Raw genomic sequence first — 18,349 nt, 5'->3', positions numbered from 1 at the left:
GACGCTGCCGCGTCCACCGCAAGCCCGGCTCGCAATCAAGACGACAACGAGATCGCCCCTCAAGGATGAGCCGGGATTGGCGACACATACGCCGTTTCCGAATTTCGGTAAAGTGGAATATATTTGCGGAAAGGGGTTGACGGGATGGCGGGTGTTTTGCCCGACGGGTCCTGCCCGGCACCCCTTCCGCGGAATGAGCGGACTCGGGGCGCGATTTCAACGCGCCGGCGGCATCAGCGCACGCAGGATACCCGGCTTCCACGCCTGGCGCGCACTGTCGAACGCCGCGAAGTCGTGATCGAACTGCCAGTAGGCCCATGACCAGCCGAGCCGGTCGGCGCTTCTCGCCACGAACGACAAATATCGCTGCCGGCTGTCGGATGGCGCACGCTCGTACACTCCGAACTCGCCGACATAAACCGGGCGCTGCTCTTTCTCCGCCCAGAGGCTCATCTTCCTGAAGTCGGCGGCAGCCTTCGCTTCATCCTCCGGGCTGCCCCAGTCCAGGGGCCCGATCCGCGAAAACGTCGGAGACCACGGCGCGCCCTGATGGGTGAACCGTATCGGCGCGTAATAATGAAACGTGACGATGAGATGCCTGTCATCGGCCGGGAGAACCAGCTCGTCGACAGGGATCTCATCGGTGTTGAGAACGGCGGCGATGACCGGCCGTTCGGGATTGGTGCGGCGGATGATGCCGAGACATTCATTGAGGAGCGAGTTCCAGCCGGCGGACGTCATTTCTCCACCAGGCTCGTTCAACACCTCGAAGACGAGCGCCGGATATTTGCCGGCATAGCGCTCGGCGATCTGCCGCCAGAACGCCTTGAGCTTCTCGGCGCATTCGGAAACATCGCGCTGGCAAAGGTGGGTATCGTGCTCGTCGACGATGGGAACGAGCTTCCTCGCGAGAACCTCCTTGATGACGGCGTCAAGGCGCCTCAGGACGATCTCGTCCAGGACGTTCCCCGGGCCCATGAACTTGAAGCCGAAGAAATTGATCCTGACATGCGCGAACCCCGCCTTCTTGATCGCGGTCAGATTGTCCAGGCGAAACGGCGCGTTTTGGCCGCCTTCCCAGATCCCATCGTAGCCGAGAATGTTGATACCGCGCCCCAGTTTTGGCATGTCACGGGCGGCGGTCTGCTCGGCGCAATGAGCATGAGAGAACAGCGATGCAAGGAAAATCACAATAGCCGCAAGATTGAAGCTTCTCGGCCAGCGAGCTCGCATGGCGGTCATACTGCTTCCATTCCTAAAGCCTGGAATTCCGTCGGCCGCACTGGCCTGCACGTCGCGAAGAACAGCCCCACCAGGAGCACGGACGTGAACATCGTCGAACGAAGGAACGTCGTCTCCGTAAAATTGGTCTGAAAGCTGAGGACGACGAATCCGATGATGAGGGCACAGTGCGACCGATCGATCGTGCGAGCGGAAATCAGATGGAGGATCTTGTGCGAAAACAGGAGGACGCTGGCGGCAAAGAGCATGTACCCCAGAAATCCGGTCTCCATCAGGATCGCGATGTAGCCGCTGTGATAATTGTCGAGCACCCAGCCGTGATTCTGTTCGAAATAATCGTAGATTGAGGGGATCGTCCAGAAGCCGTTGATGCCGAAGCCGAGCAGCGGCGCATCGTTGAAATGACTTATCGCGTAGTGCCAGATGAAGGTCCGTTCGGTGAAATCGATACTGGCATCGCCGATATGGATGGCGTCGTATCCCGTCGCGTAGAAATACAGGATCAGAAGGCCGGCCAGAATGCACATGACAAACGGCAGGAGCGCATAGAGCCTCATGCAGCCAACCGACCACATCGAGGTCACGAGCATGGCGCAGGCGGCCAGAGCGACAGCGCCGGCGCCGCGCGATTCCGACGCGAAGACACAGGTTGACGCCAGCAGGAACACGGCGAGGAAAGCCAGCCACCCCTGCCCCGTCATCTTTCGATAGCAGGCCAAGAACATCAGATACGCGCCGACGAAGCCGAGCGTCTGCTTGGATTCGTAGACGCCCTGCCATTGACCGTTATGCATCCAGCTGTGGTCGATCCCGATGTCGGGCACAGCCAACGCACAGACAGCCGACGCGGCGACCAATATGAAGAGCCCAAGGGCCGTGGCTTTCACGATCTCGTCCAGGTCGACGCGCGTGACGAGGCAGAATGCGCCGAACGTCGTCATCGCAAGCGCCGCGCTCTTCATGATCGCCGCGACGCTCAGGCTGGACCAGAACACCGAGACAATTGCGAAGGCGTAGAATGCGACCAGCGCCACCAGATCGGGGTTGACCTGCAACCGCAGGCGCGGCTGCACGAATGCACTTGCGTAGATCAGGACGCCCCACATCAGAAGGGCTATGGCCTGTTGCAGAAAGCTCAGCTCCGCCGGCAGCAGCGCGGCGTTGAAGATGCCCATCGATGCGACCACGTTGATGGTGATCGAACAGCTGATCGCGACCCTGGCTATCTTCTCGACGCCAACGCTGCGCGTCGTCCAGATCGCGCTCCCGGGTGCTCCGGAATCCACCTCGGTCTGCAGGCTGGCCATGAGATGACCTTCCTTAAGCGCGGTTAATAATTCGCTAGCGCAGGTCGATCTCCATCGCTGCGACGCGGCGCCGTTGCGAAATTAACGTTTTGGTAACGATATGAGCCTTGCGCGAGGCGTTAATGCAAACTGCACGCCGCCGGTGTCTCGCCCGTAACGACCCTGCTATAAAGCGCAGATCCGGCTCGAGCGCCCCGTCCCGAGCTATCCGGTTTCCCTGGTTGTGCATGAACAAAGCTAGCAACACGTTCGACATCGCCATCCAGCAGGGATTCGACTTCCTGTCGCCTGATTACGCGGAGCTGTTTGACAACTCGGCTGCCACCGCGTTCCAGCATCCGCTTTGGCTGGACACCCTCTACACCCGGCTCGCGTCTCATGCAGGCGCAACGCCTCTGGTTGTCGTGGTACGCCACCGCGCGACGGGCGCCCTTGCGATGGTGCTGCCCTTGCTGCGGATCCGGCGCGGCCCGATACGGACCGTCGAATTCGCCGACCTCCGCGTCTCCGACTATCTGGCGCCGGTGTGCAGTCCGCAGGTATTTTCCGAACTGCTCAAGGACGAGAGTGCGTGCGCGGAAATCAGGTACCTCGTCCGCCCGTTCGATCTGCTCCGAATGACCAAGCTGCCGGACGGACGGCTTCCGATCGAGAACCTGCTGGCGACGCCCCGCCGCGTCGCGATGGAGTCCAATGCCTATGCGACCGTCCTTGTCGCGCCGTTCGAGCAATGGCGCGCCAGTGCGATGGACCGTTCCTACCAGAAGGAGCTCGCAAAGAAATCCCGGCAGCTCCAGAAGAAGGGCGATCTGAGTTTTTCATGCTGCAGCGACAGCGCCTCCGTGATCGAGGCGCTGGACGTGATGCGCAAATTCCGCGGTCCGCGCTTTCAGGCGCAAGGCGATGGAGATCTGCTCCAGCGCCCCGAATATTACGGCTTCTATTCCGAGATGGCGCAGCGCGGCCTCGGCTCCTTTGTCCGGCTCTATGCCATGAAGATGGATGGCGAGGTGATCGCCGCCGTGCTCGGGCTCTGCCATCGAGGCAGCTTCCTCGTCATCATGAGCGCCTTCGACATTGCCGGATACAAGAGCCAGTCCCTGGGCGCGCTGATGTTCGAGCAGGTGGCGAAGGATTGCATCGAGCGCGGGGATCAGATGCTCGATTTCACCATCGGTGACGAGCCCTACAAGAAACTGTTCGGCGCGCAGCCTTCGCCGATGTGGGCGGTTACGCAGGCCGGCAGCACCGTGGGCGCCATTTCCTTGTTCGCACTGAAACAGGCCCCCTGGCTTAAACTCGCCGCCAAGCGAATGTCGGAGTTCAGGCTCCTGCCGACCCGGACCTCAACGCCCACGCGCTGACCGACGCGAGGCCCCGACAGGCGCGGCTCTCAGGCGTGTAGCGCGCTTCGAACATGCGCGAGCCAGCCTGGCCGCATCTGATCGACGCGGTGGGTGATCCTGCGTCGCAGGAAGTGCAGCCGCCGCCGCAGGTCCCAGCCGATATCGTTGCGGGACGTCAGGGCATGCCGGAAGCGCGCCATCTTGAGCGACTGCTGGTCCGCCACGACCTTGTCAGGGTCGGAATAGAATTCCGAAATCTTCTCCTGGCTCATGCCCTCGGTCACCAGCCAACGCGGCGCATATTCAGTGCAGAGCCGCTCGACGTCGACCAACAGGCGGGCAACGCCGGTGCCGGCGGCCGGGCAATTGGTCTGGAAGGCATCGCCGATGAGCACGACGCCGGGCTGGAGATGTCCTTCCACGACGGACAGGTCCATCACCCAATTCTGCACCCGGTCGGTCACGTGGAAATCGCCAAGGTAAGGCCGCAATCCGGGCAGCAGGCGCAACACCGTCGCTTCCGGTTCGCGGCGCAATTCGCGCATGATCGGATCGGCCGGGTCGCGGAACATGAAGAGGTTTGCCCGCATGCCGGCACGCACGGGAAACAGGCTGAGATAATCGATGCCGTCCGCCGTGCGCTCGCCGTAACAGGTCAGCGCCTCGAAATCGAACGGCACATCGTCCCGGCGCGCGATCGTGAATCCAAACGTGACCGAATGGCGCTCGGCCAGCACCCGCCGCTTGATACCGAGCTTGTAGCCGAGAACGCCCGCCATGCCCGTGGCCAACACGACAAGGCGCGCTGTCATGCGCCGCCCGGACGCGAGCTCGATATGCTGGATATCGTCGCTGCAGTTGACGGCCGTGACCTCGTCGACGATCAGGCTGGACGGATCAGGCAGTTGACTGCGCGCCATGGCGACGAGATCGGCATAGGCTAGTCCGTAAGCCCGGCCGACGTTGACGTCGACCACCTTGCCGTCCCTGACATTGAGCACCTGATCATATCGGCAGGCCACGTTGTCGAGCGCGTCGAGGAAGCCCAGCTTGCGCAACATCTCCAGCTGGTGGCCGCCGATTTTCTCGACCCGGAACTCGTCCGGATGGACCGCGCGCTTGTCGACGAGAGCGACACGATGCCCTGCCCGCGCGAGCACGGCCGCCGCGAGCGAGCCCGCAAGGCCGCCGCCCACGATCGCGATGTCGGCGGCGATCGTCGAAGTGCCCGCCGCGGCGTTCGGCTCGGTCACGTTGCTATCCGCCGTCATGATCCAGGCTCCCACGGTCAACGATGGTTGCCCGTGCAATTCTCTCGCCTGATGTCGCATAGCAGGACCAAACGCGATCATTTCTCGATATCTCGGTTAATGCAGCGGAGACCTGCCCGGCCCGATGAGATTCGGCACGCGCCTTGCTCGGGAAGGCCATTCCCGGCGAGCCGGTCCGCATTCCAGCGGCTCATCTCGCCTCATCGGCCGTCGATGCGGCGCTATGCCGCCACGCGATCGGGCCGCACTTTGCTCTATCTGGGACAATGGGGTCAGCGATGTTCCATAGTGAAGCAACAGGCATGGCCGCGACGTCGCCGCGGTCGGCAGGATCATGGAGGCCGTCCATTAACACTCGCGGTTTTTCGGCATGCTAGGCTTTTGCAGGTAATCGGAAAGATGTCTCTTCAGGGGAAGTTGCCTTTTAAATTTCCATGATCGAATCCATCGTCCAATTCATGCGGCGCGACGTGACGCGCGGTGTTGCCGGAACCATCCTTCTCAAGGTTGGTAGCGGCGCGCTTGCGTTCGCGTTGTTCTCGCTTGCGGCACGAACGATGTCGCCCGATGGGTTCGGCATCTTTGCGACCTGGCTTTCGGTGGCCCAGATGGCAGCGGTCGTCGGTCTGGTGGGCCAGGAATCGCTGCTGGTGCGATTTCTGAACGAGTATCGGGTGGGAAATCAGCCCGATCTCACCAAAGGCGTGCTGCTATCGAGCCTGAAGATTTCCTCGATCGCGATGCTGATTGCGATCGGCACAATGGCGATCGGCGCGAACATCAAAGGCGCCTCGTGGCTGCTGATCATCGCGGTGTCGGCCTACACGGCCGTGAATGCGGGGCTGATGCTTGGCAGCCAGATCGCACGCTCGCTGGTCAGCATTCTCATGGGAGAAGGAAACAGGGAGTTCTTCTGGCGCGTCAGCGTCGTGTTGTTCCTGCTTGCAATCATGTTCGGCCATCGCCAGCTCGATCCCGCCGAATTGATCGCCGTGATGACGATCGCCATGTCGGTCGGACTCATCGCACAGATCATCGCGATTGCGCGAACCCTGCCGGATTTCCGCGGCACGGCGGTGGGGTCCGAGACGTCGCGCTGGAGATCGAGCGCGCTTCATTTCTGGGTCGCGTCCATCCTCGAAGCCGCGAACCAGTATTTCGACGTCATCCTGGTCTACTGGATGCTGGACCCGACAACCGCCGGAATTTACTTTGCCGCTTCGCGCCTGGCCAACATCTTCGCCATGCTCTCGGCCGCACTGTACAGTTTTGGCGCACGTCGGCTCCCCTCGCTGTACTTCAGCAAGAACCACCAGGAATTCGAGCGAACGTTGCGGCTCATGGCAGAAGTGACCGCGGTGTGCGTGGTCAGCGGACTTCTCCTGATCTGGGTTGGAGGTCCCCATCTGCTCAACCTGTTCGGTCCGCATTTCGCCGCGCAGCACTGGGTCCTGATCGTGCTCGCGATTGGAACGGCGTTCCAGGCAGCGGGCGGTCCGTCTGCGGCGATCTTGCAGCTGACCGGCTATGAGCGCGAGTATGTCCCCGTGATCGCCGGAAACGTAGCGCTGCGGCTGGTCGGATTTCTCGTCCTCATTCCCTGGCTCGGCGTTCTTGGCGCAGCGATCTCGGCCACTGTGTCGCTGGCGCTCGCGACCATCGCCCTCAACATCCTCTGTCGACGGCGAACCGGGGTCGACCCCTCGATTCTGGGGCTTCTGCGCTTCTCGACATCGAAGCCCAGCGCCTACGCGGTCCGTGGCGCGGACTCCGGCGAATAGGCGTCTGTTCAGCGAGACGATTGCACGGCTTGGCAATCCGTTGCCGGTTGGCGTCTCAACCAGCCAGCCCCAGCACTTCGCCGCGACGCGACGCCGAGGGGCCGGTCGGCACACGATTGACGACGATGCCGGTCGGCACGCCGGCAAACCGGGAGAGCGCAGCGATTGCCCTGCGCATTGCGGCCGAGTCGACTGCGTCTTCGCGCGCGACCAGCATGACAAGATCAGCGTGAGCAGCCAGCGCCGCCGCCTCCGGCTGCAAGGCCAGGGAGGTGGCGTGGACCACGATCAGATCGAACTCCGAACGAATATCGTCCGCGGGCATCGGCTCGGGCCTCTTGCTGGCGCCCAGAAGCTCATCGACGCTGCGAAAGTCCGCGGTGGTCATGCCGTCGGCCTGGCCCTTGGCAAGGCCAGCCTCGGCACCGCCGAGGTCCGGCTCGACCCGGATCAGGACGCTCAGCTTCCCCGTGTTCACCGCCCATCGATTCAGCGATCGCGCGACGGTGTTGCCGCCGGCCCGCTTTCCGACCGACATCACGAGGACGACCTTGCCACGAGGTCTCGGTACCCTCTCCAGCCGGTCCAGCAGCGGACGCAGATGGGGACCAAGATCAAGTTCGGTCGTCGCGGACACCGGACCTTGCCAGATGTTTCTGGGGACTTCGCCAGGCGTCAGGTCGGGAATGCGGGCCCACACGGGCGGACGTGACCACGTCGCGGGCTGGCGCGGAGCCGGTTCGGGGTCGCGGATATCAGGAGCGGATTTGTCCGATCCGCGTCCCGTGGCGGCAACGACCGCCGTCGATGTCAGCAGCGAACCGATCGCAAGAGCGGCGAGCAGCAAAGACAGTGGTGGAAGGGTCGAGCGCAGCGGCGGAATGGCGGACGACGCAATCTTGGTCTGGGAGCTCTGCAAGAGGCGCTGCTCGTTCGTCGTCTTGGAGCGCGAGAGGAACTGCTCGTAGATGTTTCTGTTGGCCTCGGCGTCGCGCTGCAGCTCCTGGAGCCGGACCAGAGCCTGACCATCGACCAGAAGCTGCGATTCCGCCGCCTTCATCTGGCCTTCCAGCGCCTTCTGTTGTTCGCGCTGGGCCTCGTATTCCGATTTTGCGGTATCGATGCCCTTCGTCCGCTCGACTTCGATCTGCCTGTTGAGATCGGTCAACTGGCTGTAGGACATGACGAGGTCGGGATGGCGATCGCCGAACACCGCCCGCTTCTGCGCAATCTGGTCATTGAGCGCCGATCGCTGTGCGCGCAGGGCGCTCAGCAGATCCTGCTTGACGGGGCTATCGACATTCGCCTTCACGTCGCGCTGTGCCTGCTCGTAGCGGGCCTTCGCCTCTTCGGTCCGGGCCCGCGCAGCGGCAACCTGCTGCGACAGTTCGGTGACCCGCAATTGCTGGGTGGTGGAATCCTTGCCCGCGTTGACGATCCTGTGCTCGAGCTTGAACGTGGCCACGGCGTCCTCTGACGCCTTCAACCGTTCGTTCAATGATTTGAGCCGGCCACTGAGCCAGTCGGCGGCCTCGTCGGTCGCATCGGTGCGGCTGCGGCCCTGGCTGGCGACGAACGCCTCGGCGATGGCATTGGCGTAGTAGGCCGCCCGCTCCGGCCGGTTCGAGGTGAAGCGGATGGCGATGACATAGGTCAGCCCGCGACGGGAAATGTCGAGGCGGTTGCGGAATCTCTCGAGCAGGCGTGCGGGGTCGGTATGTCCCCCGGAAATGTCTTGGTCATCCCGAATCTTGAGCTGCTCGATCAGCGGCTCGAGAAAGCCGTCGGACTTCGCCACTTCGACCAGGCTTTGCAGCGCGGCGCTGTCCTGCCCGATGCCCGGCAGAACGTCCTGTTCCGTGGTCACGCGTTGCTCGCGGGGATCGACCACGACCAGCGCGGTCGCCGCAAATCGCACCGGGATCACCAAGAGAACGACGACGCCCAGGGCAAAAATCGCGAGAGCGAGCGTCAGGATGCGGCGAGCATTGTCCCGCATGAAGGAGAGCGCACCTGCGGCCGTGAGCGCACCGCCCAAGCGTGCGGCGGATTCGCGCGACTCGCCGTTCGACGCATGTCGCGTCTGCCACGACGCGGCAACACCGGTCGATCCGGAGCTTGTCGGGTCTGCGCGGCGACCGAACGTCATGGATTTTACTCGGATTCAACTGGCGAACACTGTTCAGTGCCTGCTCCAACGTAAATATCTATGGTTAATCCGCGGTTACCCGCGCCTGGCGCGGTCATGACCAATTGGTTAACGCGCTCGCCTCGTTTTGTCGGGAACCAGCGGAATTCATTCGCTAACGAGGCCCTTGCTGCAGGGCGCCCATTAACTCCGTTTATTGCTAGTCGGTGTCCGCGTGATACCCGCATGGTAGATACGGGGTTAAGAAGTTGAAAAATTCGTATCTTCAGTGGGTCGGGATCCGTGCTCCATTACCAGCCAAACAAGGCGTTGGGCGAGACGACTGCGACAGCACTCCCGCCGCCTAACGGTAGCGGACAAAAGCTGCACGTGCTCCTCGTACAGACCCAGGCCGAGAATGCGGGTGCGCAGGAGATCTCGCGCCTGCTTGGCGCCGGGCTGACAGCTCGCGGCTACCGGGTCACCAATCTGTTCTTCTTCCGCAAGTCGGATTCGTTCGACGAGCCGCCCGATACGATCTATTGCGCGTCGAGCCGGCCCGGAAATCCGCTGGCGCTGCTGCGAATGCTGTGGACGCTCGGCGGCCATATCAGGGCCACCAGGCCCGACGCCGTTCTGACGTTTCAGCACTTCGGCAATGTCATCGGCGCCGGTGTGGCGCGCCTGATCTGCCGCGCGCCTGTCATCGCCAATCAGGTTTCATCCGCGCTGTCGATGAGCTGGCCAGTCCGCACGGCCGACATCGTCATGGGCAGTCTCGGCTTCTTCGACCGCATCACGCTCAACTCGCTGGACATGCAGCGCGAGTATTCGCGCTACCCGAGGGCCTATCGCGCGCGCATGGTGCATGTCCCGCACGGCTTCGACGACAAGGCGCTCACCCTGACGAAGCAAGCCGCGCGACAGAAATTCAATCTGCCGCCGGATCGCACCCTGCTCGGCTGCGCAGCAAGATTGCACCCGCATAAGCGGCTTGACGCGGCGATCCGTCTGTTGCCGGATCAACCCTCCTGGCACCTCGCGCTGGCTGGCCAAGGAGCCGACGAAGCCCGGCTGCGGCAGTTGGCGGACGAGCTGAGAGTATCGGACAGGCTGCATCTGCTCGGCGAAATCACCCCGCGCCAGATGGCGGAGTTTCTCGCCGCTCTCGACGTGTTCGTATTTCCGACGCAGGCGGAGACCTTCGGCCTCGCCGCTGTAGAGGCCGCAAATGCCGGCGTCCCCTCGGTCGTCACCGATCTTCCGGTCTTGCGCGAGGTGTTGTCCGTCGAAGGCAAACCGACAGCGCTGTTCGTCGATGCCGCCGATCAAACCAAGCTGGCGGTCGCCGTCTCCAGGCTCCTGACGGACCAAAAACTGAGCGACGAACTGCGGCAAAACGCCAAAGGCCTGAAGCTGCGCTATTCAGTGGATGCCATGGTGGAGGAATACGTTCGAATTCTCGGCCAGGTCATTTGATCGGGACGCATTGAAACGGGTCGGCTCGACATGACCATCGAGTTTCGCTGTGAAATTGAGCATGCGCGGCAGTGGATGGGCCGCCAGATGCTGTCGATCGACGGCCGGGATGTACCGGTCCAGATCGCATGGACCGCAACGGCGGAGCCGCGGCCGACCGGTCTCGACATGCTGTTCGAGCTCGAACGTTTGGTGTTGCACAAGGGCAAGCACAGCGGCACCGACAGGCTGAAGATCAGTCCGGAACGAATGCAGGCTCGCGCCGGCACGGCAGACGTGATCGTCGATTTCACCGGTGCCGCGCGGGATCCGAACTGCTCCGCCCGGCAGTATCTCCGCCCGCTGTTCAATGGAGTCGCAGGCGAAAACGCAGCTCTTGCCGCCATTCTCGCCGGCGATCTGCCGGTGATCGAAATCGTCGACGAGGTCGACGGTGCCATCCTCGATCGCGGCCACCCCTCCGCCGAAATCGCGGCCGGTCTGAGCGGCGGACTGGAAACCGTCATGGCGCGAACCCTGACCATGGTGAAGGCCATCCTGTCGGGAAGGCCGCGCATCGTGCCGCTGATGGCACGACCCGCCCGAACTGGTAACGGCCGCCCGCCGGCGGCGTACGTCGCGCGCGGCCTAGCGACATCGATCGCCAAGGAGATCTATCGCCTCTGCTGCTATGCCCCGCACTGGCATGTCGGATGGCGTATCAACAAGGGCGTAGGCGTCTGGCAGACCGGAGATCTGTCAGGCCCTCGCTGGAACGTCCTTGCCGATCCCGGAAACCACTTCTACGCCGATCCTTTCCCCATCACGTGGCAGGGACGAACATTCGTCTTCTTCGAAGACCTCGATCACCGGGTTGGAAAAGGAATCATTTCCGCAATCGAGTTCGACGACGCCGGCCCCGTCGGAGAAGTTGTGCCAGTGCTGAACGAGCCCTGGCACCTCTCCTATCCGTTCTTGATCGAGGACGATGGCGCGTTGTGGATGATCCCGGAGAGCTCGACCAATGGGGACGTCGCCATCTATAAATGCGTTCGGTTTCCCGACAAATGGGAGCGGCACGCGACGCTGCTTTCGGGCGTCGAGCTGGCCGATGCCACGATCACGCGGCACAACGGCCTGAACTATCTGTTCGGGGCCTGGCGCGACGGCACCGGCGGCTACTCGGATTCGCTGGCGATCTATTACGCCGAGCACCTCGTGGGCCCGTGGTTGCCGCATGCCAGCAACCCGGTCCTCATCGACCGCGCGAGCACGCGGCCTGCGGGGAATTTCGTCATCATCAATGACAAATTGTGGCGCCCGGTCCAGGATTGTGCCGGCGGATACGGCGCAGCGCTCGCCCTGGCGGAAATCGTCGAGCTGTCGCCGACGGCGTTCAAGCAGATCGTCCGCCACTCTCTTCGGCCCGGACCGGCATGGCCCGGCAGGAAGTTGCATACCTTGAACCGCTGCGGACAGCTCGAGGTGATCGACGGATCGCGTGTCCAACCCAAGACCCGCGCCTTGACAAGCAAATTTCCATCGGCTGTTCTGTCGCCGCGAACCAGTCCCTCTACCGCCAGCTAGCGCGGATGGTTGAACAGATCCGTCGTGGCGTCGTCGACGGCGATATCGACCAGCGCGGGACCGCTTGATGCCAACGCTTCGGTCAAGATGGCGTCGACGTCGCCGGCATCGGTCACGCGCTGCCCCGGACAACCCATTCCCCTTGCGAGCGCCACGAAGTCGAGCCCGGGCAGGTCGATCCCGGGCGGGCGATGCGCCTGCATCAGCTGGCTGAAGGCGCGCATCGCGCCATAGCCTGAATTGTTCATGATCACGAAGGTGATCGGCAGGCGGCGCTGCACCGCGGTCCAGATCGCCTGGATGCAATACATCGCCGATCCGTCACCGATCAGGGCGACAATGCGGCGGCCCGGCCGCGCCAGCGCCACGCCAACGGAAGCCGGCAGGCTGTAACCGAGTCCGCCGCTCGCCATCGTGTAGAAGCTGTCCGCGCCCGGCCGCGGCAGGAATTGTTGAATGGCGGGACGGTGCGACGGCGCCTCCTCGACCACGATCGCATCGCCCGGCATCAACGCCGAGAGCCGGGCGAGCGCATAGGCCGGCGGAATTGGATCTTGCGCGGCAGGAGCGGCAGGCCGCATCCGCGCGGCCGGCACCTCGCGCTCGGCGATGTCGGGCATCGCCGACAGCAGTCCAGCCAGCGCCTTCGGGAGCGTGCTGATGATGGTGTCACCGACAGAAGCGGATGCGGCTTCCGTCGGATCATCCGTGATCTGCCAGACCGGCGTTCCGTCGTCGAGCAATTCGCATTGTCCTTCGACATGAAAAGTAAACACCGGCGCACCGACCACGACGATCAGATCGGCGCCGCGCAGGGCGCGGGCGAGACCTCCCGGCGCTGCCGGAAGAAAGCCGGCAAACAGCGGATGCAGTTCCGGAAAGCTCGAACGGCTCGACATCGGACTTGCCCAAACGGCCGCGCTCGCCTGCTCGGCCACAGCGATCATCGCGTCGACGCAGCCGCTGCGATCGATCTCGGGTCCGACAACGAAGATTGGCCTCTTGGCGGCGCGGATCGCCGCGCCGAGCCGGACGATCGCCGCCGGATCCGGCGCAAACTCCGTCGCGATGTGGCGGACCGGCGGAGCAACCGCGGGCCGCGCCCAATCATCCGACGGCACCGACACGAATGTCGGACCGCGCGGATGCTGCATGGCGGTGAGGAAGGCCTGCGCGATCGCCGCTGGAACATCTTCGGCGCGCGCCGGTTCGGCGCTCCATTTCACATAGGGCTTTGGAAACTGTGCGGCGTCCTCGGAGAAGAGATAGGGTCGCATCCGCAACAGGCTGCGCGCCTGCTGCCCGGCTGTCACGACCATCGGCGTCTTGTTGCGGAACGCGGTGAAGAGATTGCCGAGCGCATGTCCGAGCCCGGCCGCCGAGTGCAAATTGACGAAAGCCGGACGCCCCGTCGCCTGCGCATAGCCGTCGGCCATGCCGACGACGCAGGCTTCCTGCAGACCAAGCACGTAGTCGATGTCGTCGGGCCAGTCGCCCAGGAAGGCAAGCTCGGTCGAGCCGGGATTGCCGAAAACGCGATCGACACCGAAGGAACGAAGCACACCGAGGGTCGCTTCCCGAACCGTGAGAACTTTCGAATTCATCAATGGCGTCCTGGTGGGCTTCGCTTGCTGCGCGATCAGAAGGGATAGTGCTGCGGCTGGGTCTCGATGGTGATCCAGCGCAGATCGGTGAACTCGGCGATCCCGGCCTGGCCGCCGAAGCGGCCGTAGCCCGATCCCTTCACGCCGCCGAACGGCATCTGCGCTTCGTCATGCACGGTCGGGCCGTTGACGTGGCAGATGCCGCTTTCGATACGCTGCGCCACCGTCAATGCACGCGCAACGTCGCGGCCGAACACGGCGGCCGAGAGGCCGTACTCGGTGTCGTTGGCGAGCCGCACGGCGTCGTCCACGCCACTTGCCCGGATCACCGAGACGACGGGACCAAAGCTCTCCTCGGTGTAGATGCGCATGCCGGGCACCACGCGGTCGAGCACGGTGGCAGGGACGACCGTGCCAACCCGGTCGCCGCCCGCGAGCTTGACGGCGCCTTTGGCGATCGCGTCGTCGATCAGTGCAACGACATGCTTGGCCGGCGCCTCGTCGATCATCGAGCCGATGACGACCGGACCGGAGCGCGGATCGCCCGCCGGAAGCGCAGCCGTTTTCTTCGCAAGCTTCTCGACAAAGGCGGCCGCCACCGCCTCGTCGACGATCACCCGCTCGGTCGACATGCAGACCTGGCCCTGATTGATGAAGGCCCCGAACGCGACCGCCGCGACGGCGGCGTCGAGGTCGGCGTCATCGAGCACGATCAGAGGCGCCTTGCCGCCAAGCTCGAGCAACGCCGGCTTGAGGTGGCGACCGGCGAGTTCGGCGATGACGCGGCCGACGCGGGTCGAGCCGGTGAAGTTGATCCGCCGCACCGCAGGATTGGCGATCAGGCGCTCGACCAGAGCGGGCGCGTCGGCCGCTGCGTTGGTCAGGACATTCACGACGCCGGGCGGAAAGCCTGCGTCCTTGAAGATCTCGCCGATCAGCCGGTGCGTTCCCGGGCAGATCTCGGAGGCCTTGAGCACGACCGAATTGCCGCAGGCAAGCGCCGTCGCCACGGCGCGAACGCCGAGAATGATCGGCGCATTCCACGGTGCGATGCCGAGGCAAACGCCGGCCGGCTGGCGAACGGACATTGCGAGACATCCCGGCTTGTCCGACGGGATCACCTCGCCCGCGATCTGCGTGGTGAGCGACGCCGCCTCGCGCAGCATGCCGGTCGCGAGCTTCACGTTGAAGGCGGACCAGATCTCCGTCGTGCCGATCTCGGCCATCATGATCCGGACGAAGGCGTCGCGCTTGGCCTCGAGCGCATCTGCGGCCTTCAGCAACAGGGCTCGCCTCGCATTTGGGCCAAGCGCCGACCATCCTGGCAATGCGGCGGAAGCCGCCGCCACTGCGGCGTCGGCATCGGAAGCGGTCGCGGCGGCCGCACGGCTTGCGACCTCCTGCGACAGCGGATTGCGCCGCTCGAACACCTTGCCGCTGGAAGCGGCCTGATCCTGCCCGTTGATGAGAAGACTGACGTCCATGAAAACCTCCCTGGTGTTGTGGCCAAGCTCAGCCGAGCAGCCGCGACTTGCCGGTTTCACGCGCGAAGCCGAGCGCGATCATCGCCGCGAGCGCGAGCGCGACGTAGTATCCCGTAATCGCGTAGGTGGAGCCCGTCTGCGCAAACAGGCTGGTGGCGACCAGCGGCGCGATGCCGCCGCCGAGCACCGTCCCGAGCTGCTTTCCGATCGACACGCCGGTGAAGCGAATGCGGGTCGGAAACAGCTCCGGGAAATAGCTCCCTTCGCTGCCGAACATCAGCGGATGGATCACCCCCGCGGCGAGGATCACCGCGCACGTCACCAGCATCGTGTCACGGCTCGCGACCACACCGTAGAATGCAAACATCGAGATGGCTGCGAGCACCACGCCGGCCAGGAACAGACGCTTTCGTCCGATGCGGTCGGACCAGGCGCCGATGAGGGGCATCGCAACGAGCCCGACGAGATTGGCAAACAGCACGGCCTGCGTGATGACGTCCTTCTGGACGCCGAGCTGACGGGTCGCGAAGGAGATGGTGAAGATGGCGGTCAGATAGAAATAGGAAGTCTGCGCCATCTCGGCGAAGAACACGATGAGGATCGGCCGCCAGTGCTCCCGCACTGCCTCGACCACAGGCGCCACTTCAGTCACCTTCGCTTCGCGGAACGTCGCGCTCTCCTCGATGCGCAGGCGCATGTAGACGCCGAGCGCGACCAGCACCGCACTGATCAGGAACGGCACGCGCCAGCCCCATGACAGCAGGTCCGCTTCCGGCAGCCGTGAAATCGTGAGCGCCGCGAACGAGGCGAGCACGACACCGACGGGTCCTGCGGCCTGGATCACCGCGGCCGAGAAGCCGCGCCGGTGCCCGGGCGCCGTCTCGATTGCCATAAGGATCGCCGCGGTCGACTCGCCGCCGAGCGCAAACCCCTGGACGAAGCGCAACGCCACGAGCGCGACGGTCGCGGCCACGCCCACGCTGGCGTAGGTCGGCAACAATCCGATCGACATGGTCGCAAGTCCCATCATGAGCAGCGTACACAGCAAGACGGACTTTCGGCCGAGGCGGTCGCCGAAATGACCGAACACTAGTCCGCCGAGCGGACGTGCCAGAAATCCGACGGCAAACGTCGCGAACACCGCAATGGTCGCCGTGAGCTGGTCGAACTTCGGAAAGAACAGCTGGTCGAACACCAGCGGCGCGATCAGGCCGTAGATGAAGAAGTCGTACCATTCGATCGCGGTGCCGATGGTGCCGGCGATCAGGATACGCCGGCGGCTGCTCGCCGTCTGCTCGGCAATGGCGACGGTCGCAACATGACCGTCGTAGTCCTCCAATGCTCTTGTCGTCACGGTTTCCTCCTCCGGTGTCATTTGTTGTCTTGTTATTGGCCGCGCAGCCGCTGATCGGATGCGACGGCGAGAGTCGATCAGCTTGCGAGCCGTGCGCCGTCGCCTGCATTGTGTCCGAGTGCTCGGGCAAGGGCGCGCCCGACAGTGCCAGCCTGTGACGCGCTGCCGCGCCAGGCCACGATCTGGTCGGGGCGTATCAAAGCCAGATCCGCCTCGTAGAGATCGCGCAGGGATTTCGGCAGCGTGACGAGTTTCACATCGACCCCGATCGCCCGGATGGTCTCGGCGAATGACGAATGCGCGGACATGACTTCGCCAAACTGGAGCAGCGTCCACTCGAACCCGAACAGGTCGTACAGGGAGACGCCGTCTTCCAGCCACGCATGCGGGGCGCGGCCGCCGGGACAGGCGCTCGGAACGTAGACGTTCGCGGCATCGGGCGGCGGCTGGCTGCCGTCGGGGACGATGATCGGCGAGCCGTCGTAGCGCCCGCCGAAGGTGACGCCGGGGATGTTGAATTCGGCGCGGGCGTGCTGTTCGAGATAGACGCCCGCGATCCGCCGCGCCTCGTCGCCGGCCTCGGTGGCGTCCTCGATGTCAGGCGCGGGAGCGAACAGACCGAGCGAGTCGGCAAAGCGGCGCGCGTAATCGGTGTTGCGAAGTGCCACCGGACGCCGCTCGACCTCGTAGCTGTCGAGCAGCCCCGCCGGGCTCACGCCCTTGACGACGCTTGCGAGCTTCCAGCCGAGATTGACCGCATCCTCGATCGCGGTGTTGTAGCCAAGCCCGCCGGTTGGCGTGAACAGATGCGCCGCGTCGCCGCCGAGGAAGACCCTGCCCCGCTGCATTCCATTCGCGACCAGCGCGTGACCGGCGGTCCAGGTCAGGAACGACAGCACCTCGCAGTCGATCGGCGCGCCGCAGGCACGCTGGAACGCTGCTTTGGCTTCGTCGATCGTGATCGCACTTTCGTCCTCGTCGGGCCGAAGCTGCGTGTGAAACGCGAATTCGTCGCGACCGTTCACCGATGCCATGAAGGCGCGGCGGTCGCCGTTGAAGCAATTGTACATCCACGCCTTGGCGTGCGGGATGCTCGCGTAGAATCCGGGTGAACGGAGATAGACGGCCAGCATGCGGCCGCCCATGAAATCGCGCTGCGTCCCGGTTTCGCCGCCGTAGACAATGCCGAGCGATTGCCGGACCATCGAGCGCGGCCCGTCGGCCCCGACCAGGAAGTCGGCCCGGACCTCAAAGCGGCTGTTGTCATCGAGACGTTCGATCTGGGCGACGACGGCGTCATCGCTCTCGACGTAGCTGATCAGACGATGACCGTAGCTGAGCCGTATTCCGGGAAGCCGTTCGGCATGGCGGCGCAGCACCGCCTCGACATATTTTTGCGAGACGCGATGCGGCAGCTCGGCCGCGCTCCAGGAGCCCGACATGCCCTTGACGAGTTCGCCCGCGCGTGACGACGACGGCAACTGAAATCGGGCCAGCTCGTAGCCGGTGTAGCGCGTGAAGTACGCAACGTCGGTCGGATAATCCGCAGGCAGACCTTCGCGTCGGATCTCGTCGGCAAAACCCAGCCGCCGATAGTGCTCCATCGAGCGCGCTTGCGTCGCGTTGGCTTGGGGATTGAAGGCCGTGCCCGGCTTTTCGTCGACCAGGATCGCGGACACGCCGCGCCGGCCGAGTTCGTTGGCCAGCATCAGCCCGCAGGGCCCCCCGCCCACGATGAGCACCGCGGCCGTCAGACATGTTTCCAAGGCGCTTCTCCCTACCAGCAT

At 64.0% G+C, this 18,349-nt stretch carries 12 protein-coding genes; 4 read left to right on the top strand and 8 right to left on the bottom strand.

Annotated features, from left to right (window positions below; all coding sequences use genetic code 11):
• Positions 1–216: 216 nt before the first annotated feature.
• Both AC0L3J_RS21625 and AC0L3J_RS21620 read right to left on the bottom strand, forming a co-directional pair.
• Positions 217–1,242: a glycoside hydrolase family 5 protein gene (locus tag AC0L3J_RS21625; protein WP_456764978.1), complete on the bottom strand. Its 1,026-nt coding sequence runs from the start codon at positions 1,240–1,242 to the stop codon at positions 217–219.
• A complete protein-coding gene (locus AC0L3J_RS21620) occupies positions 1,239–2,549 on the bottom strand; it encodes an O-antigen ligase family protein (protein WP_456764979.1) in 1,311 nt (436 codons plus the stop codon). Before AC0L3J_RS21620 ends, AC0L3J_RS21625 begins: the two co-directional genes overlap by 4 nt.
• Positions 2,550–2,776: 227 nt before the next feature.
• Here AC0L3J_RS21620 and AC0L3J_RS21615 point away from each other — a divergent pair, with 227 nt between their 5' ends.
• Positions 2,777–3,913 carry a GNAT family N-acetyltransferase gene (locus tag AC0L3J_RS21615; protein ID WP_456764980.1) on the top strand — a complete coding sequence of 379 codons (1,137 nt, stop codon included), beginning with the start codon at positions 2,777–2,779 and terminating at the stop codon, positions 3,911–3,913.
• Positions 3,914–3,942: 29 nt separating this feature from the next.
• On the opposite strand, the gene AC0L3J_RS21610 is transcribed toward AC0L3J_RS21615, so the two are convergent.
• Positions 3,943–5,166, bottom strand: coding sequence for an FAD-dependent oxidoreductase (locus tag AC0L3J_RS21610; RefSeq protein WP_456764981.1), 1,224 nt, complete (start codon positions 5,164–5,166; stop codon positions 3,943–3,945).
• A gap of 434 nt (positions 5,167–5,600) precedes the next feature.
• Between AC0L3J_RS21610 and AC0L3J_RS21605 the strand changes: the two genes are divergently transcribed.
• The gene (locus tag AC0L3J_RS21605) at positions 5,601–6,947 is read left to right on the top strand and encodes a lipopolysaccharide biosynthesis protein (protein ID WP_456764982.1); all 1,347 of its coding nucleotides are present in this window, start codon (positions 5,601–5,603) and stop codon (positions 6,945–6,947) included.
• A gap of 55 nt (positions 6,948–7,002) precedes the next feature.
• Here the strand turns inward: AC0L3J_RS21605 and AC0L3J_RS21600 are convergent, their stop codons facing one another.
• Positions 7,003–9,096, bottom strand: coding sequence for a GumC family protein (locus AC0L3J_RS21600; protein ID WP_456764983.1), 2,094 nt, complete (start codon positions 9,094–9,096; stop codon positions 7,003–7,005).
• 282 nt (positions 9,097–9,378) lie between these two features.
• On the opposite strand from AC0L3J_RS21600, the gene AC0L3J_RS21595 reads away from it, so the two are divergent.
• Together AC0L3J_RS21595 and AC0L3J_RS21590 are read left to right on the top strand one after the other, a co-directional pair.
• Positions 9,379–10,554, top strand: coding sequence for a glycosyltransferase family 4 protein (locus AC0L3J_RS21595; protein WP_456764984.1), 1,176 nt, complete (start codon positions 9,379–9,381; stop codon positions 10,552–10,554).
• A 30-nt stretch (positions 10,555–10,584) separates the two neighbouring features.
• Entirely contained in the window at positions 10,585–12,120 is a 1,536-nt protein-coding gene (locus AC0L3J_RS21590; protein WP_456764985.1) for a glucosamine inositolphosphorylceramide transferase family protein, read from the top strand.
• On the opposite strand, the gene mdlC is transcribed toward AC0L3J_RS21590, so the two are convergent.
• The 4 genes from mdlC to AC0L3J_RS21570 form a co-directional block, all read right to left on the bottom strand.
• The gene (gene mdlC, locus AC0L3J_RS21585) at positions 12,117–13,724 is read right to left on the bottom strand and encodes a benzoylformate decarboxylase (RefSeq protein ID WP_456764986.1); all 1,608 of its coding nucleotides are present in this window, start codon (positions 13,722–13,724) and stop codon (positions 12,117–12,119) included. The genes AC0L3J_RS21590 and mdlC overlap by 4 nt on opposite strands.
• Before the next feature lie 35 nt (positions 13,725–13,759).
• On the bottom strand, positions 13,760–15,208 hold the full coding sequence (locus AC0L3J_RS21580; RefSeq protein WP_456764987.1) for an aldehyde dehydrogenase: 1,449 nt from the start codon (positions 15,206–15,208) through the stop codon (positions 13,760–13,762).
• Positions 15,209–15,236: 28 nt separating this feature from the next.
• Entirely contained in the window at positions 15,237–16,562 is a 1,326-nt protein-coding gene (locus tag AC0L3J_RS21575; protein WP_456764988.1) for an MFS transporter, read from the bottom strand.
• A gap of 77 nt (positions 16,563–16,639) precedes the next feature.
• Entirely contained in the window at positions 16,640–18,349 is a 1,710-nt protein-coding gene (locus AC0L3J_RS21570; RefSeq protein ID WP_473348239.1) for an FAD-dependent oxidoreductase, read from the bottom strand.

Source organism: Bradyrhizobium sp. Kon37 (assembly GCF_055807535.1).
The sequence above is the reverse complement of the archived record's forward strand: the minus strand, read 5'-3'. Positions and strand labels throughout refer to the sequence as shown.

Excerpts from the sequence above, each read along its gene's own strand:
- AC0L3J_RS21625 (WP_456764978.1), bottom strand. The coding sequence starts at position 1,242 with ATGACCGCCATGCGAGCTCGCTGGCCGAGAAGCTTCAATCTTGCGGCT.
- AC0L3J_RS21620 (WP_456764979.1), bottom strand. The coding sequence starts at position 2,549 with ATGGCCAGCCTGCAGACCGAGGTGGATTCCGGAGCACCCGGGAGCGCG.
- AC0L3J_RS21615 (WP_456764980.1), top strand. The coding sequence starts at position 2,777 with ATGAACAAAGCTAGCAACACGTTCGACATCGCCATCCAGCAGGGATTC.
- AC0L3J_RS21610 (WP_456764981.1), bottom strand. The coding sequence starts at position 5,166 with ATGACGGCGGATAGCAACGTGACCGAGCCGAACGCCGCGGCGGGCACT.
- AC0L3J_RS21605 (WP_456764982.1), top strand. The coding sequence starts at position 5,601 with ATGATCGAATCCATCGTCCAATTCATGCGGCGCGACGTGACGCGCGGT.
- AC0L3J_RS21600 (WP_456764983.1), bottom strand. The coding sequence starts at position 9,096 with ATGACGTTCGGTCGCCGCGCAGACCCGACAAGCTCCGGATCGACCGGT.
- AC0L3J_RS21590 (WP_456764985.1), top strand. The coding sequence starts at position 10,585 with ATGACCATCGAGTTTCGCTGTGAAATTGAGCATGCGCGGCAGTGGATG.
- mdlC (WP_456764986.1), bottom strand. The coding sequence starts at position 13,724 with ATGAATTCGAAAGTTCTCACGGTTCGGGAAGCGACCCTCGGTGTGCTT.
- AC0L3J_RS21580 (WP_456764987.1), bottom strand. The coding sequence starts at position 15,208 with ATGGACGTCAGTCTTCTCATCAACGGGCAGGATCAGGCCGCTTCCAGC.
- AC0L3J_RS21570 (WP_473348239.1), bottom strand. The coding sequence starts at position 18,349 with ATGCTGGTAGGGAGAAGCGCCTTGGAAACATGTCTGACGGCCGCGGTG.